A 14,488-nucleotide genomic window follows, 5' to 3' on the forward strand; every position below is an offset into this window, starting at 1 on the left:
TTCTATAAATCTAGCAGTCGATTGGGCAATATTCAAACCAAAAGTAACACTTGCAAAACAAATTTGTTTCATCTACGTTTCATTTGTGGGCATTATATTGAACAGTGCGGTCAATAAACATCGACGACAGCAAAACACAAACGGCGGGTGAACCATGCAGACCAACATCGTAGAAGTGGAAAACTTTGTTCAGCACAGTGAAGAGAGACGAAGTAGCGCGTTCCAGCGCGAAGTGAAGAAGTACCTGGAACGTTATCCGTTAACCCAACATGTCGACGTACTGTTGACCGATCTGAACGGCAGCTTCCGCGGCAAACGCATCCCGGTCGGCGGCCTAAGCAAGCTGGAGAAGGGCTGTTACTTCCCGGCGTCGGTATTTGCGATGGATATTCTCGGCAACGTCGTCGAAGAGGCCGGGCTGGGGCAGGAGCTGGGCGAGCCGGATCACGTGTGCGTGCCGGTGCCGGGCACGCTGACGCCGTCGGCGGCGGATCCGCAATATATTGCGCAGGTGCTGCTCACCATGCTGGATGAAGATGGCACTCCCTTTGACGTTGAACCGCGCAATGTGCTGAACCGAGTGTGGCAGCGTTTGCGTCAGCGCGGGCTTTCCCCCGTGGTAGCGGTAGAGTTGGAGTTCTATCTCATCGATCGTCAACGCGACGCAGAGGGCTATCTGCAGCCGCCGTGCGCGCCGGGCACGCAAGAGCGCAACACCCAAAGCCAGGTGTATTCCGTCGATAACCTGAACCATTTCGCCGACGTGCTGAGCGAGATCGACGAACTGGCGCGTTTGCAGGGCATTCCGGCGGACGGCGCGGTGGCGGAGGCGTCGCCGGGACAGTTCGAAGTCAACCTGCACCATACCGACGACGTGCTGCAGGCCTGCGATCACGCGCTGGCGCTGAAGCGGCTGGTGCGCATGGTGGCCGAGAACCACAACATGCAGGCCACCTTTATGGCCAAGCCGTATGAGGAGCACGCCGGCAGCGGCATGCACGTGCACATCAGCATGCTGAACGCGCAGGGCAACAACGTGTTCGCCGACGACGACGGCGAAGACTCGGCGCTGTTGAAACAGGCGCTGGCGGGTATGATCGCCCTGATGCCGTCTTCGATGGCGCTGCTGGCGCCGAACGTCAACGCCTACCGCCGCTTCCAGCCCGGCATGTACGTGCCGACCCAGGCCTCCTGGGGGCATAACAACCGCACCGTGGCGCTGCGCATTCCCTGCGGCGATCGCGATAACCACCGTGTGGAGTACCGCGTGGCGGGCGCCGACGCCAACCCTTATCTGGTGATGGCGACCATTCTGGCCGGCATCGTCTACGGCCTGGAAAGCGCGCTGCCGCTGCCTGAGCCGGTGACCGGCAACGGGCTGGAGCAGGACGGGCTGCCGTTCCCGATTCGCCAGAGCGACGCGCTGTACGAGTTCGAACATCAGCCGGTGCTCAATGCACTGCTGGGCGAACGTTTCAGCCATGTCTACCTGGCCTGCAAAACCGATGAGCTGGTGCAGTTCGAGCGCCTGATCACCGAAACCGAAATCGAGTGGATGCTGAAAAACGCCTGATCCCGCTCACCCTGCGACGACCGCGCGCGTCTGGCGCATTTCATCGGCTCTCCTGTGGCCGGTGAGGCTGCGCGCTGCGGTACAGAATTTCTTCTATCACGGCGTACAGGACGCCGACGAGGAAATAACCATGACTCAGTCATCTCCCTGCGCAGACGTTTGCCTGTGCCGCAGTGCCTACGGGCCGGTCGCCGGCCGCCCGACAGTGATCCCAACCCGTTTTTCCCGCCGCCTGAGCAGCAGTTTCCCCGCGGCCTCTCTGAATGACGTTGCACGGTTGACAGCAGAGGACCAAGAGGGGAAATGCCATGACGATTAAAGCCATCGACGGCGGCCCGGCGGGCAAACCGCAGCTGCGCAAATCCCTCAAGCTGTGGCAGGTGGTGATGATGGGCCTGGCCTATCTGACGCCGATGACGGTGTTCGATACCTTCGGCATCGTCTCCGGCCTCACCGACGGCCATGTGCCGACCTCCTATCTGCTGGCGCTGGCCGGCGTGCTGTTCACCGCCATCAGCTATGGCAAACTGGTGCGCCAGTTTCCTACCGCCGGCTCCGCCTACACCTATGCGCAGAAGGCGATCAACCCGCACGTCGGTTTTCTGGTGGGGTGGTCATCGCTGCTCGATTATCTGTTCCTGCCGATGATCAACACGCTGCTGGCGAAGATTTACCTGACCGCGCTGTTCCCGGAAGTGCCGCCCTGGGTGTGGGTGGTGGGCTTCGTTATCCTGATTACCGCCATCAACCTGAAAAGCGTCAATCTGGTGGCCAACTTCAATACCCTGTTCGTACTGGCGCAGGTGGCGATCATTCTGGTGTTCATCTACCTGGTGGTGCGTGGCCTGCATAACGGCGAGGGGATGGGCACGGTGTGGAGCCTGCGGCCGTTCCTCAGCGAGAATGCGCATCTGCTGCCGATCATTACCGGCGCCACTATCCTGTGCTTCTCGTTCCTCGGCTTCGATGCGGTCACCACGCTGTGTGAAGAGACGCCCGACGCCGCCAAGGTGATCCCGCGCGCCATCTTCCTGACCGCGCTGTACGGTGGGGTGATCTTTATCAGCGTGTCGTTCTTTATTCAGCTGTTTTTCCCGTCCATTCAACGCTTCCACCAGCCCGATGCCGCGCTGCCGGAGATCGCGCTGTACGTCGGCGGCAAGCTGTTCCAGTCGATCTTCCTGTGCGTGACTTTCATCAACACGCTGGCCTCCGGCCTGGCGTCGCACGCCAGCGTGTCGCGCCTGCTGTACGTGATGGGGCGCGATAACGTGTTCCCGGAGAAATTCTTCGGTTACATCCACCCTAAATGGCGCACGCCGGCGCTCAACGTGCTGATGGTCGGGCTGGTGGCGCTGTCTGCGCTGTCGTTCGATCTGGTGACCGCCACGGCGTTGATCAACTTTGGCGCGCTGGTGGCCTTTACCTTCGTCAACCTGTCGGTCATCAGCCACTTCTTCATTCGCGAAGGGCGCAACAAAAGCTGGAAGGATCGCTTCAACTTCCTGTTCCTGCCGCTGGTGGGGGCGCTGACGGTGGGGGTGCTGTGGCTGAACCTGGAGAAGAGCTCGCTGACCATGGGGCTTATCTGGGCGACGCTGGGCTTCGGCTATTTGGCCTGGTTGACCCGGCGTTTTCGCCAGCCGCCGCCGCAGCTCGAGCGGCAGCCGCAGCAATAAAATCACAGGCGGGAATTTCCCGCCTTTCTTTTTGGCGCGTGCGGCAGTAGAGTGAAAAACCTGATAAAAAATAACCCATTGGATCCGCCTTATGCCCGCTTTGCCCTCGCGTACCCGCGCCACGCTGTTCGGTTTATTGGCCATTGTGCTGTGGAGCAGCGTCGTCGGCCTGATTCGCAGCGTCAGCGAAGGGCTGGGGCCGATCGGCGGCGCGGCGATGATCTACAGCGTCAGCGCGGTGTTTTTGCTGGTGGCGCTCGGCGTGCCGAAATGGCGCAGCTTTCCGCGGCCTTATCTCATCGTCGGCAGCCTGCTGTTCGTCAGCTACGAGATCTGCCTGTCGCTGTCGCTCGGCTACGCCAATACCCGCCTGCAGGCGATAGAAGTGGGCATGATCAACTACCTGTGGCCCTGTTTCACCGTGCTGATGGCGTTGGCGCTCAACGGGCAAAAGGCCAAATGGTGGCTGCTGCCGGGGCTGCTGTTGTCGCTGTTCGGCATCGGCTGGATCATGAGCGGCGAGGGCGGCTGGTCACCGGCGCAAATGCTGGCCAACGTGCGCAGCAATCCGCTCAGCTACGGGCTGGCGTTCAGCGGTGCGGTGATCTGGGCGCTGTACTGCAACCTGACCAAGAAGATCGCCCAGGGCAGCAACGGCGTGGTGCTGTTCATCGTGCTGACCGCGCTGGCGCTGTGGCTGAAGTATGCCTTCAGCGCGGAAAGCGGCATGCATTTCAGCCTCGGCGTGACCCTGACGCTGCTGTGCGCCGGGGTGGCGATGGGGGCGGGGTATGCCGCCTGGAACGTCGGCATTCTGCACGGCAACATGACGCTGCTGGCCACCGTCTCTTATTTTACCCCGGTGCTGTCGGCGGTGTTCGCCGCGCTGGTGTTGCACACCTCGCTGACCGCCAATTTCTGGCAGGGCGTGGCGATGGTGACGCTTGGCTCGCTGATCTGTTGGCGGGCAACCCGTGGAAATTAACGGAAATTATCCGCCGTCGGCGCAATGTTGAACTAGAATTTAACTAGCCATGTTGCCTGAAGGAACGACGACGATGAGAAGCGACATTCAATTTATTCAACAACCCGAAATCGACGCGCATCACTATGAACGCGGCGATACCGTGCGCCTGACCACGGCGAATCTGCGGCATGAATATCAGCTCGACGTTTATATTTTGCGCCGCGACGACAAGCTGATTTACGGTTCCGTCGTTGCGGCGGCGCCCAAGACCGACATACCGGTCGCCAGCTGGGAGGTGAAAAACGGCGAGGAGGTGGCGTTCCGCCAGGAAAACATCGCCAAGGCGGTGCCGGCGGTGAACTGATTTCGCTTTGCGTATTTTCTGTTGATTTTGATGAAGGCCGGCGTTCATGCGTCGGCTTTTTCTTTTCCACGTCGCGATAATGGGCAGGTGACGCCCTGATGACAGTTGGCTCAAAAACTGCGCTAAAAATCGATGTGCATGACTAAAATCACAGCGAATGTGAATTTGCATGAAACATAATTTGACAAATGTGAACGCAATCGATTACCTATTCGCGAAATGCGTAACTGGATCACAGATTCTTACAGTCAGTGGTTTCTATAATGCGCGCGTCATCCGAGTTTCTGTGTGAAGACAACGCCAGGTGTCGGCAGACTCATTGTCATCTTTTCTAAACGGGCAGGAAATGGCCCTTTAAGCATGTGGTAATAAAATGAAAAAAATAGCTCTCGCAGCAGGTGTACTGCTCGCAGCGTCTTACAGTGCATCATCAATGGCTGATAGCAAAGACAGTCAATATGTCTCCGACTGGTGGCACCAGAGCGTCAACGTGGTGGGCAGCTACCACACCCGCTTCGGACCGCAGCTGAATAACGACGTGTATCTCGAATACGAAGCCTTCGCCAAGAAAGACTGGTTCGATTTCTACGGTTACGTTGACGTGCCGAAGTTCTTCGGCGTGGGCAACACCCCGGACCGCGGCATCTGGGACAAAGGCTCCCCAATGTTTATGGAGATTGAACCGCGCTTCTCCATCGACAAGCTGACCGGCACCGATCTGAGCTTCGGGCCGTTCAAAGAGTGGTACTTCGCCAACAACTACATCTATGATCTGGGCCACAACGCCGACGGCCGTCAAAACACCTGGTACATGGGTCTGGGCACCGATATCGACACCGGCCTGCCGATGAGCCTGTCGATGAACATCTATGCCAAATACCAGTGGGAAAACTACCAGGCTGCCAACGAGAACAGCTGGGACGGTTACCGCTTCAAGGTGAAATACTTCGTGCCGCTGACCCAGGTGTGGGGCGGCAACCTGAGCTACATCGGCTTCACCAACTTCGACTTCGGTTCCGATCTGGGCAAGGACAGCCATTGGGTTGACGGCACCGGCAAACAGGTACGCACCGGCAACTCGATCGCCTCCAGCCATATTTTGGCGCTGAACTACGATCACTGGCACTATTCTTTCGTGGCGCGTTATTTCCATAACGGCGGCCAGTGGCAGGATGGCGCGGATATCGGCACCCCGCAGGGCCCGATCAAGTCTACCGGTTGGGGTTATTACCTCGTGGTCGGCTATAACTTCTGATTTTCCGTGTTATCAGAAACAGAAAACCCCGCCTGGCGGGGTTTTTTTTCGTCATCACTGGGCTTGTTCGACCGGGAGATGCTTCACCGGCATAAACAGCCTGCCTTTGATCACGTGACATTCATTATTTATCCAACTAATGATTTGTTCACGGCTGACGCCTTCCGACTGCGCGTAACGATGAAGATCGCCGTTAAAGTGTCGAGTGATGTATTCCATGAGGGTCATTTGCACGTCTTTTGCTCCTGAACGCCCACCCGTTGCCAGCCTGGCCACCGCGGGAGGTTGAGGTTTCTCAGACAGCGAATGTAAATTATCGGCAACTAAATCTCAACATAAAGCACCAGATTGGGGCGACGGCGGCGGGAAAAAGAATCCCGCACGGAGAGGCGGGAAGTGTTCGCTATTATCATTATGGATGATAAGAATAAGATTTGAGGTGCGACGAAAAAGAGCACGCTAACTCTTTTTTGTTACCTTCCCACGCTAGCGTAAGGCTTATTTTTCTTCAAGAAAAATCTGAGGTAAGTATCGGCATTTTCGAGGCGTTTTGCGTTAAAACAAGATTTTGGCGCGTCTGCCGTCTCGCGCGTCATCATCTCGGAGTTTTCCTTATACTTCGTCCGGGAAAGGCCCGCTATAGTCAAGAGAGTCACCCACGCAGGAATACACAACATGAACAAACGTCGTACGACCCTCACGGTGTTGGCGCTGATTGCGTCGCTGGGGTTGTCATCCGCTCCGGCTCTGGCCGATAAGGGCGGCAATGGTAACGGCAACGGTAATGGCCATGGCAACAGCGGCAATAACGGTAACCATGGCAATAACGGCAATCACGGTAACAAAGGCAATAAAGACCATTATGATAACGGCGTTTATCGCAACGACGACAATCTGATCACCGTCAACCTCTCGCGCGATCGCGCCCGTTCGCTGGCGCACAACTATGGCCTGACCGGCTACCGTTCGTTGCCGCCGGGCATCGCCAAGAATCTGGCGCGCGGTAAACCGCTGCCGCCGGGCATCGCAAAAAAAATGGTGCCGCGCTCTATGCTGCGTGAGCTGCCGCAGTACCCGGGGTATGAGTGGCGTATCGCCGGCGACGATCTGGTGCTGGTCGCACTCAGCACCGCGATTGTGGCCTCCGTCATCAACGGCGTGTTCGACTAACGCCTGTCGAGCGTTATCGGGCCTCGCTGCGGCGGGGCCTTTTTATTTGCCAGCGCGGGGCGGACGTGGTGAACTTTAGGCCTTACGTTTTCACCGCATCATAAGGGAGGTGCCATGTTCAGGGCGTTATTGATAGCCTGTTGTTTGACCAGTTTTCCGGCGTTGGCGGACGGCGCCGCCGCTCTCGGGGAGCTGGTGAACCAACGGCTGTCGTTGATGAAGGACGTTGCCGGTTACAAGGCCCAGCAGCATTTGCCGATCGAAGACCTGGCGCAGGAGGCGAAGGTGTTGGCCAGCGCGCAGGCGGAGGCGGGGCGTTTGGGGCTTGAGCCCGCGTCGGTGCGGCCTTTTATCGCCGCGCAGATGGACGCCGCCAAGGCGATTCAGTATCGCTATCGCGCCGACTGGCTGGCGAGCCCGGAAACCGGTTGGCAGCCGCGCCCGTTGGCGCAGGTGCGCCCGCAGATTGCGCGGTTGAGCAGCCAGATATTGCAACGGCTGGCGGAGCGGCTGCGTGCCGGCCCGCTTGGCGAGGCGGATCGGGCGGCGTTTATGGCGTCCGTGGATCAGGTGAACCTCAGCGCCGCCGACAAACGGCGGCTGGCGGATGCGCTGCTGGCGGTCAAAACCGGCAGCGCAGGCTGAGCGTCAGTCGCGGCCGACGGTGCTGCGGCGGAAGGTCAGCATTCGGCTGCGGTTGGCGATGAGATCCACGTTGTAACCGCGGAAATAGAGGCAAAAGCGTTTTAACCACGGGCCGTCCTGGCACTCCACCAGCATGCGGCCCTGGCCGAGCGGGCTGAGCGTACCGCTCTGCGCCGCCGGGCCGACGCCGATATGCACCCGATCGCCACGAATTTCAAAGGCGGTGCGATAGTGCGGGTGATACCACAGCCCCTGCACATGCTTCAGGCAGTCGCCGTTGGCCGTGACCGGCAGAAAACGGCGCGCCACATGCCCGACTTCGCCCTCGACCGCTTCGCCGGTCCACTTCAATTTGATTGGCATATGGGCGGACAGCGACACCGCGTACCCGTCCTCGCCCTGATACAGCGGTTCACCGCTGCCCAGATAGGCCAGGTTGCCGTCTTTAACCTCCAGCCAGTGCGGCTCGGCCAGCGTGGCGTAAAGGCCGTCGGGGATCGCCGTGCTGCGCTGCGGCAAAGGTTCGCCCAGCAGCGCCGCCATCACCTGCAAAGCCATACCGAAACTGTCGCAGTCTTCGCGGTTGGCCACCAGCGCGACGCCGACCTGGCGATCGGGCGCCAGCAGGAAGTAGGTTTTGTAACCGGCGTGGGAACCGCCGTGGCCGAGCAAGCGGCGGCGGCCCAGCGGCGTCTGCGCCAGCCCCAGGCCATAGGCGCTGAGCTGGCCCTGATTGAGGCGGCGCGGTGCGCCGAGTTGCGCCAGCACGCCCTGGCCGGGGCCCTCGTCGGCCAGCAGCGTTTGCAGCCAGCGAGTGAGGGCGTGGAGGCTGCCGGTCAGGCTACCGGAGGCGGAAAGGTGCAGGCCGGCGCTGGCGTGTTGCCAGCCCTGCGGCGCCCGCCAGTAACCCGGCACCAACCCCGGCACCACGTCGAACCAGCTTTCCGGTGCTTGCATCTGCACCTGCAGCGGCCGGGCGATGTGCTGTTGCACCAGTTGGTCGAAATCATACCCTTTGCTACGCAGCGCGGCCTCCAGCAGCCGATAGCCGGTATTGCTGTAGGCGATTTCGCTGCCGGCTTCGTAGTTCAACTTTTCCAGCCCTTCGACAAACTGCATGACCGGCTGCGCCTCGCTGACGGCGTGCAGCGAGATGCCGAGCAAGCCGAGCGTTTCGCGCACGTCGGGCAGGCCGCCGGTCATGTCCAGCGCCTGGCCGACGGTGACGTCCGCCAGCGCAGGCTGCAGGGCGGGCAGCAGTTCGCCCAGGCGCTGATCGAGCCGAATGGCGCGGCCGGTGGCGTTCAGCGCCAGCGCGGCGAAGATATGTTTGGTCACGGAGGCGTAGCGCACCACGCTGTCGACGGTGAAGGGGGTATTCTGCGCCAGATCGGCCAGGCCGGCGCAGGCGGTGGCGCGGAGTTTTTCGGCGTCAAACAGGGTGATGGCGCCGCCGGGTTCGCCACGCCGTTGCCAGCCGGCCAGCAATTGTTCGGCGAGGGCGCCGGCAGCGCGCCAGTTTAACGGTGTTACAGACATAGGGCCTCCAGAGTGATGGTTCGAAACGGGCCAGCTCGGCCACACGCCGCCCGGCGCTGACGATGAGCGCGGGCTTTTCGGCTGATTGTGGCGCAGTGCGTTTTTCGTCGGCCGCTGTTTTGTGCGCTGTTTAGACCAGTCAGTGGGGAATCACGCGAAACTTTGATATAGCGCGCAGATTGCGGTTGACGTTGCGGTTAAAAGGCAGGGGGAGAAACAGGCGCCCGGCGGCGCCTGCAGGGGGATCAGTTGAGTTTGGCGGCACCGTCCAGCAGGCCTTCAATCATCTGCTTGAGCAGGCGCTGCAGTGAGGCGGCGCGCTGCGGTTCGAACGCGTAAGGATACTGTTCGGACATGTAGTTCACCTGCGCCAGTTCGAGCTGGATCGCATGCTGTTGCTGCTGCGGCTGCCCGTAGGCGCGGGTGATGTAACCGCCCTTGAAGCGGCCGTTCAGCACGTGGGTGTACTGCTGTTGTTGCTCGCAGCAGGCGACCAGCCGATCGCTCAGCGCCTGGGCGCAGCTTTCTCCGCCGTTGGTGCCGAGGTTGAGATCCGGCAGCTGGCCGTCGAACAGCCGCGGGATCACCGAGGCGATGGAGTGTGCGTCGAACAGCAACGCATAGCCGTGCCGCGCCTTGAGGCGTGCCAGTTCGTCCTGCAGCTGCTGATGATAAGGTTGCCAAATCTGCTGCAGATAACCGGCGCGTTCTGCGTCCGTCGGCGCTTTGCCCGGCAGGAAGCTTGGACGGCCGTCGAACAGCACGTCGGGATACAGGCCGGTGGTGGCGGTGGTGTACAGCGGCTTGTCGTCCGCCGGGCGGTTCAGATCGATGACGAAGCGCGAATAGTTGCCGACCAGCACGCTGGCGCCCATCGCCCGGGCGAAGTCGTACAACTGCGGAATGTGCCAGTCGGTATCGGGTAGCGGGCGGGCGTCGTCGGTCAGCCCGACCTCGACCGCCGGCGTCAGTTGCGTGCCGGCGTGTGGGATGCTGATCAGCAGCGGCAGGCTGCCGCTCTGGAAGCTAAAAGGATCGCGAATGGTCATTGACGTACTTCTCCTCGGAAAATCACCGTACAGGGCAGCTGGCCGCCCAACCAATAAGCCAGTTCCGCCGGCCGCGACAGCGGCCAGTGAACGAAGTCCGCCACCTTGCCGGTTTCCAGCGTGCCGTGGCTGTGTTGCAGCCCCAGCGCTTTGGCGGCGTGGGTGGTAACGCCCGCCAGCGCTTCTTCCGGCGTCAGGCGAAACAGCGTGCAGGCCATGTTGATCATCAGGCGCAGCGACAGCGCCGGCGAGGTGCCGGGGTTGGCGTCGCTGGCGATCGCCATCGCCACGTGGTGCTTGCGGAACAGCTCTACCGGCGGGCACTGGGTTTCGCGCAGCAGGTAATAGGCGCCGGGTAGCAGCACCGCCACGGTGCCGGCATCGCCCATGGCGCGGGCATCTTGTTCGGTAGCGTATTCGAGATGGTCGGCGGAGAGCGCGTGATGGCGTGCCGCCAGCGTGCTGCCGCCGAGGGCGGAGAGCTGCTCGGCGTGCAGCTTGACCGGCAGCCCGGCGGCCTCGGCGGCGGCAAAGACTCGCTCCACCTGCGCCGGTGAGAACGCCAGATGTTCGCAGAAGGCGTCAACCGCATCCGCCAGCCCGGCGGCGGCCGCCTGCGGAATGATGGTATCGCAGACCAGATTGATGTAGTCGTCGGCGCGGTTGGCGTATTCCGGCGGCAGCGCATGGGCCGCCAGACAGGTGGTTTTCACCTCGACCGGCAGCAGCTCGCCCAACTTGCGCGCCACCCGCAGCATCTTCAGTTCGCTCTCCGGGCTGAGGCCGTAACCGGATTTGATCTCCACGCAGGTGACGCCTTCCGCCAGCAGCGGCCGCAGGCGGAACAGCGCCTGCTCCAGCAGCAGCGCCTCGTCGGCCTCGCGGGTGGCTTTCACGGTGGAAATGATGCCGCCGCCCTGCGCGGCAATGTCGGCGTAGCTCACGCCGTTCAGCCGCTGTTCGAACTCGCCGCTGCGGTTGCCGCCGAACACCAGGTGCGTGTGGCAGTCAACAAAGCCGGGGGTGATGATGCCGCCGTCGAATTTCACCGTTTCGTCCGCGATCAGGCCGGGCGGCAGCGCCGCATGTTCGCCAATCCAGACGATCTTGCCGTCGCGTACGGCGATCGCGCCGTCGGTCAGGGTGTGATAGTTGCCGTCGCGCATGGTGACGATATCGGCGCCGTGCCACAGGCTGTCACAGTGAATCTCAGACGTCATTGCTTTCCTCCGCCGGAGCCGCAGCTCCCACATGGTTGTATATACAATTAAAAACAACCTAACGCATTCACCGGGATGTCACAAGAGGCGGGAGAGATTTTGTTATCAGGATGTGATCGACAGCGGAGATGCGGGCGCAGGGCGCGCCCGCCGGGAATCAGACTTCGCTGGTGAAGCGGCCGAACAGTTGATAACGGCTGCCGGGGTACAGCAGCCGGGCCGAGGTCACCACGGTTTTGCCGGACCAGGTGCGGCGATGAATCAGCAGGCCGGGTTCGTGGTCTTCCAGCTGCAGCAGCTCGCGCTCGCGCCGGGTGGGGATCACCGCTTCGACGATGTGTTCGCCGGCGGTCAGCGGCGCGGCCTGCGTCAGATAGGTGTAAGGCGTGACGCGGTCGAAATCCTGCTTCAGGTAATCCGGCGCCACCAGCGGGTTGACGCAGCGGTCTTCCACCTGCACCGGCACATCGTTTTCGTAATGCACGATCTGCGAGTAGAACAGCCGTTGGCCGGGTTGAATGCCCAGCGCCGTCGCTTCTTCTTCGCTGGCCGCTCGGGCCTTCAGCTCGAGGATCTTGCTGCTGTGGCGATGGCCGCGCGCGGCGATCTCATCGGCGATGTTGTGCACTTCCAGCAGCGCGGTATGCGCTTTGGCTTCGGCGACGAAGGTGCCGACGCCCTGCATGCGAATCAAAAAACCTTCGCTGGTCAGCTCGCGCAGCGCGCGGTTGATGGTCATGCGGCTGACGCCCAGTTCCGCCACCAGTTCACTTTCGGAGGGCACGCGCTGGTGCGGTTGCCAATGCCCCGCACGGATTTGATTCACGATCGCCTGTTTGACCCGTTGGTAGATCGGGGCGGGGGCATCGCTCATTGCAGCCGCCAGTTGTAACACGGTCTGTTGTTCAGCCACGACGTTAACCTCGTCAAATAAAAAAATAATAACACCAGTTTACTGTTGATGTCGGCGTATGTATATGTATATACAACTAGTGGCCGTCGCGCCAGAAACTTGCCGGCGACCGCCAAAAATTCCTGAATGCGCGCCATCGCCGCGCCTCATTCGCCGTTACACCAACAGTGGAATACTGCCATGCCTGCTTATTTTGCCCCACGCGCTTTGCTCCCTGAGGGCTGGGCGCATAACGTCCGGCTGGACGTCGATGCGCAAGGTTATCTGACTCAAGTTACCGCCGACGCTGAACCGCAAGGCTGCATCCGGCTGCACGGCGATGCGGTGCCGGGCATGCCGAACCTGCACTCCCACGCTTTCCAGCGCGCGATGGCCGGGCTGGCGGAAGTGGCGGGCAACCCGCAGGACAGCTTCTGGACCTGGCGCGATCTGATGTACCGCCTGGTGCAGCGCCTGACCCCGGAGCAGGTGGAGGTGGTCGCCCGTCAACTGTATATCGAAATGCTCAAGGGCGGATACACCCAGGTGGCCGAATTCCACTACCTGCATCACGACGCCGACGGTAAGCCTTACGCCGATCGCGGTGAAATGACCGGCCGCCTCAGCGAGGCCGCGCATCAGGCCGGCATCGGCATGACGATGCTACCGGTGCTGTACAGCTACGCCGGTTTCGGCGCGCAGCCGGCGCAGCCGGGGCAGAAACGTTTTATCCAGGATACCGAAAGCTATCTGCACCAGCAGCAGGTGATTGCCCGCCAGCTGGCGGATCGTCCGTTGCAGAATCAGGGGCTGTGCTTCCATTCGCTGCGAGCGGTGGAGCTGGGCCAGATGCAGCAGATTTTGGCCGCGTCGGATCGCACTTTGCCGGTGCATATTCATATCGCCGAGCAACAAAAAGAGGTGAACGACTGCCTGGCGTGGAGCGGGCAGCGCCCGGTGGCCTGGCTGTATGACCATCTGCCGGTCGATCAGCGCTGGTGTCTGGTGCATGCCACCCATCTGGATCGAGATGAGCTGGAAGCGCTGGCGCGTAGCCGCGCGGTGGCCGGCCTGTGCCTGACCACCGAAGCCAACCTCGGCGACGGCATTTTCCCCGGCGACGCTTACCTGCAGCAGCAGGGGCGCTGGGGCATCGGTTCCGACAGCCACGTTTCGCTCAACGTGGTGGAAGAGCTGCGCTGGTTCGAATACGGCCAGCGGCTGCGCGATCAGCGCCGCAACCGTCTGACGACGCAGGAACAGTCGGCGGTGGGCGATGTGCTGTACCTGCAGGCGCTGCAGGGCGGTGCGCAGGCGTGCGGCGCGCCGATCGGCCGGTTGCAGAGCGGCTATCGCGCCGACTGGCTGGTGCTGGGCGGCGACGATCCGTATCTGGCGGCGGCACCGGACGCCTCGATCCTCAACCGCTGGCTGTTCGCCGGCGGCAAAGAGCAAATTCGCGACGTGTTCGTCGGCGGCCGGCAGGTGATCGAGCAGGGGCGGCACGCGCTGCAGCAGCAGAGCAGCGCCGAGTTCCTGCAGGTGTTGAAAACCTTTCAGCAGGAGGCGTAATGAGCCTGACCCGTTTTAGCTTCGCCGCGCTGGCGGTCAGCCCGTGGCGCAACGGCGGTGGGGAAACCCGTGAAATCGTCAGCTGGCCACCGGGCGCGCAGGATTTTGACTGGCGCGCCAGCATCGCTACCATCGCGCAGGACGGGCCGTTTTCCGCCTTTACGGGCATCGACCGCTCGATCACTTTGCTGGAAGGCGACGGCGTGCGGCTGTTCAGCGCCGGGCATATCGACCATCAATTGGCTCGCGTCGGGGAACCGTTCGCGTTCTCCGGCGACGTGGCGCTGGAAGCGACGCTGCTGGGCGGCGCCAGTCAGGATTTCAACATCATGACGCGCCGTGGCCGACAGGCGGCCGAGGTGCGGCGCAGCACGGCACCCGTCACCCTGCCATCCCACCAGGCGGGCGTGCTGTATGTGCTGAGCGGGGTCTGGTCGCTGCCGGGGGGCGGCGAACTGCGGGTGCGCGAGGGCGTCTGGTGGGCGGGGCAGACGGCGGGCGGTGAAGTGGCGCCGCTGACGGCCGACGGCGCTCTCCTGTGGGCGAACATCACAGCCTGCTAA

14 protein-coding genes are annotated in these 14,488 nt (G+C 61.7%); 9 read left to right on the top strand and 5 right to left on the bottom strand.

From position 1 onward, the window contains the following. The first annotated feature begins 154 nt into the window (after nt 1-154). The 5 genes from ACJ8QI_RS06230 (at nt 155) to ACJ8QI_RS06250 (ending at nt 5,838) form a co-directional block, all read left to right on the top strand. Complete coding sequence (locus ACJ8QI_RS06230; RefSeq protein ID WP_049296669.1) at nt 155-1,573, top strand: glutamine synthetase family protein; 1,419 nt, start codon at nt 155-157, stop codon at nt 1,571-1,573. Nucleotides 1,574-1,881: 308 nt separating this feature from the next. Then, complete coding sequence (locus tag ACJ8QI_RS06235; RefSeq protein WP_025302554.1) at nt 1,882-3,252, top strand: APC family permease; 1,371 nt, start codon at nt 1,882-1,884, stop codon at nt 3,250-3,252. Nucleotides 3,253-3,343: 91 nt separating this feature from the next. Further along, complete coding sequence (yddG, locus tag ACJ8QI_RS06240) at nt 3,344-4,237, top strand: aromatic amino acid DMT transporter YddG (RefSeq protein WP_102984800.1); 894 nt, start codon at nt 3,344-3,346, stop codon at nt 4,235-4,237. 73 nt (nt 4,238-4,310) lie between these two features. Further along, on the top strand, nt 4,311-4,583 hold the full coding sequence (locus ACJ8QI_RS06245) for a hypothetical protein (protein ID WP_049272745.1): 273 nt from the start codon (nt 4,311-4,313) through the stop codon (nt 4,581-4,583). Nucleotides 4,584-4,956: 373 nt separating this feature from the next. Continuing rightward, the gene (locus ACJ8QI_RS06250) at nt 4,957-5,838 is read left to right on the top strand and encodes a nucleoside-specific channel-forming protein Tsx (RefSeq protein ID WP_070914894.1); all 882 of its coding nucleotides are present in this window, start codon (nt 4,957-4,959) and stop codon (nt 5,836-5,838) included. 54 nt (nt 5,839-5,892) lie between these two features. Here ACJ8QI_RS06250 and ACJ8QI_RS06255 read toward each other — a convergent pair whose 3' ends face one another. Then, nucleotides 5,893-6,072, bottom strand: a complete 180-nt coding sequence (locus ACJ8QI_RS06255) for a hypothetical protein (RefSeq protein WP_025160261.1) — start codon at nt 6,070-6,072, stop codon at nt 5,893-5,895. A gap of 441 nt (nt 6,073-6,513) precedes the next feature. Between ACJ8QI_RS06255 and ACJ8QI_RS06260 the strand changes: the two genes are divergently transcribed. Both ACJ8QI_RS06260 and ACJ8QI_RS06265 read left to right on the top strand, forming a co-directional pair. Continuing rightward, nucleotides 6,514-7,008 (top strand): anti-virulence regulator CigR family protein, encoded by a 495-nt coding sequence (locus tag ACJ8QI_RS06260; protein ID WP_087763533.1) that lies wholly within the window; start codon nt 6,514-6,516, stop codon nt 7,006-7,008. Between the two features lie 114 nt (nt 7,009-7,122). Then, entirely contained in the window at nt 7,123-7,653 is a 531-nt protein-coding gene (locus ACJ8QI_RS06265) for a chorismate mutase (RefSeq protein ID WP_060419302.1), read from the top strand. A gap of 3 nt (nt 7,654-7,656) precedes the next feature. Here the strand turns inward: ACJ8QI_RS06265 and ACJ8QI_RS06270 are convergent, their stop codons facing one another. The 4 genes from ACJ8QI_RS06270 to hutC form a co-directional block, all read right to left on the bottom strand. After that, nucleotides 7,657-9,192, bottom strand: coding sequence for a serine hydrolase domain-containing protein (locus tag ACJ8QI_RS06270; protein WP_442532229.1), 1,536 nt, complete (start codon nt 9,190-9,192; stop codon nt 7,657-7,659). A gap of 245 nt (nt 9,193-9,437) precedes the next feature. After that, nucleotides 9,438-10,241 carry an N-formylglutamate deformylase gene (hutG, locus tag ACJ8QI_RS06275; protein ID WP_442532230.1) on the bottom strand — a complete coding sequence of 268 codons (804 nt, stop codon included), beginning with the start codon at nt 10,239-10,241 and terminating at the stop codon, nt 9,438-9,440. Next, nucleotides 10,238-11,461, bottom strand: a complete 1,224-nt coding sequence (gene hutI, locus ACJ8QI_RS06280; protein ID WP_038877714.1) for an imidazolonepropionase — start codon at nt 11,459-11,461, stop codon at nt 10,238-10,240. The genes hutG and hutI overlap by 4 nt, the downstream gene beginning before the upstream one ends. A gap of 157 nt (nt 11,462-11,618) precedes the next feature. Continuing rightward, entirely contained in the window at nt 11,619-12,374 is a 756-nt protein-coding gene (gene hutC / locus ACJ8QI_RS06285; RefSeq protein ID WP_033646346.1) for a histidine utilization repressor, read from the bottom strand. A gap of 180 nt (nt 12,375-12,554) precedes the next feature. Here hutC and ACJ8QI_RS06290 point away from each other — a divergent pair, with 180 nt between their 5' ends. Together ACJ8QI_RS06290 and ACJ8QI_RS06295 are read left to right on the top strand one after the other, a co-directional pair. Then, on the top strand, nt 12,555-13,925 hold the full coding sequence (locus ACJ8QI_RS06290) for a formimidoylglutamate deiminase (protein WP_442532231.1): 1,371 nt from the start codon (nt 12,555-12,557) through the stop codon (nt 13,923-13,925). Continuing rightward, the gene (locus tag ACJ8QI_RS06295; RefSeq protein ID WP_442532232.1) at nt 13,925-14,488 is read left to right on the top strand and encodes a HutD/Ves family protein; all 564 of its coding nucleotides are present in this window, start codon (nt 13,925-13,927) and stop codon (nt 14,486-14,488) included. Before ACJ8QI_RS06290 ends, ACJ8QI_RS06295 begins: the two co-directional genes overlap by 1 nt.

It is taken from the genome of Serratia sp. CY84636, from assembly GCF_052166245.1.
Lineage (GTDB): Bacteria > Pseudomonadota > Gammaproteobacteria > Enterobacterales > Enterobacteriaceae > Serratia > Serratia nevei.

Bases quoted from the DNA above. Each gene is read 5' to 3' on its own strand.
- ACJ8QI_RS06230 (WP_049296669.1), top strand. From the start codon at position 155: ATGCAGACCAACATCGTAGAAGTGGAAAACTTTGTTCAGCACAGTGAA.
- ACJ8QI_RS06235 (WP_025302554.1), top strand. From the start codon at position 1,882: ATGACGATTAAAGCCATCGACGGCGGCCCGGCGGGCAAACCGCAGCTG.
- yddG (WP_102984800.1), top strand. From the start codon at position 3,344: ATGCCCGCTTTGCCCTCGCGTACCCGCGCCACGCTGTTCGGTTTATTG.
- ACJ8QI_RS06245 (WP_049272745.1), top strand. From the start codon at position 4,311: ATGAGAAGCGACATTCAATTTATTCAACAACCCGAAATCGACGCGCAT.
- ACJ8QI_RS06250 (WP_070914894.1), top strand. From the start codon at position 4,957: ATGAAAAAAATAGCTCTCGCAGCAGGTGTACTGCTCGCAGCGTCTTAC.
- ACJ8QI_RS06260 (WP_087763533.1), top strand. From the start codon at position 6,514: ATGAACAAACGTCGTACGACCCTCACGGTGTTGGCGCTGATTGCGTCG.
- ACJ8QI_RS06265 (WP_060419302.1), top strand. From the start codon at position 7,123: ATGTTCAGGGCGTTATTGATAGCCTGTTGTTTGACCAGTTTTCCGGCG.
- ACJ8QI_RS06270 (WP_442532229.1), bottom strand. From the start codon at position 9,192: ATGTCTGTAACACCGTTAAACTGGCGCGCTGCCGGCGCCCTCGCCGAA.
- hutG (WP_442532230.1), bottom strand. From the start codon at position 10,241: ATGACCATTCGCGATCCTTTTAGCTTCCAGAGCGGCAGCCTGCCGCTG.
- hutI (WP_038877714.1), bottom strand. From the start codon at position 11,461: ATGACGTCTGAGATTCACTGTGACAGCCTGTGGCACGGCGCCGATATC.
- ACJ8QI_RS06290 (WP_442532231.1), top strand. From the start codon at position 12,555: ATGCCTGCTTATTTTGCCCCACGCGCTTTGCTCCCTGAGGGCTGGGCG.
- ACJ8QI_RS06295 (WP_442532232.1), top strand. From the start codon at position 13,925: ATGAGCCTGACCCGTTTTAGCTTCGCCGCGCTGGCGGTCAGCCCGTGG.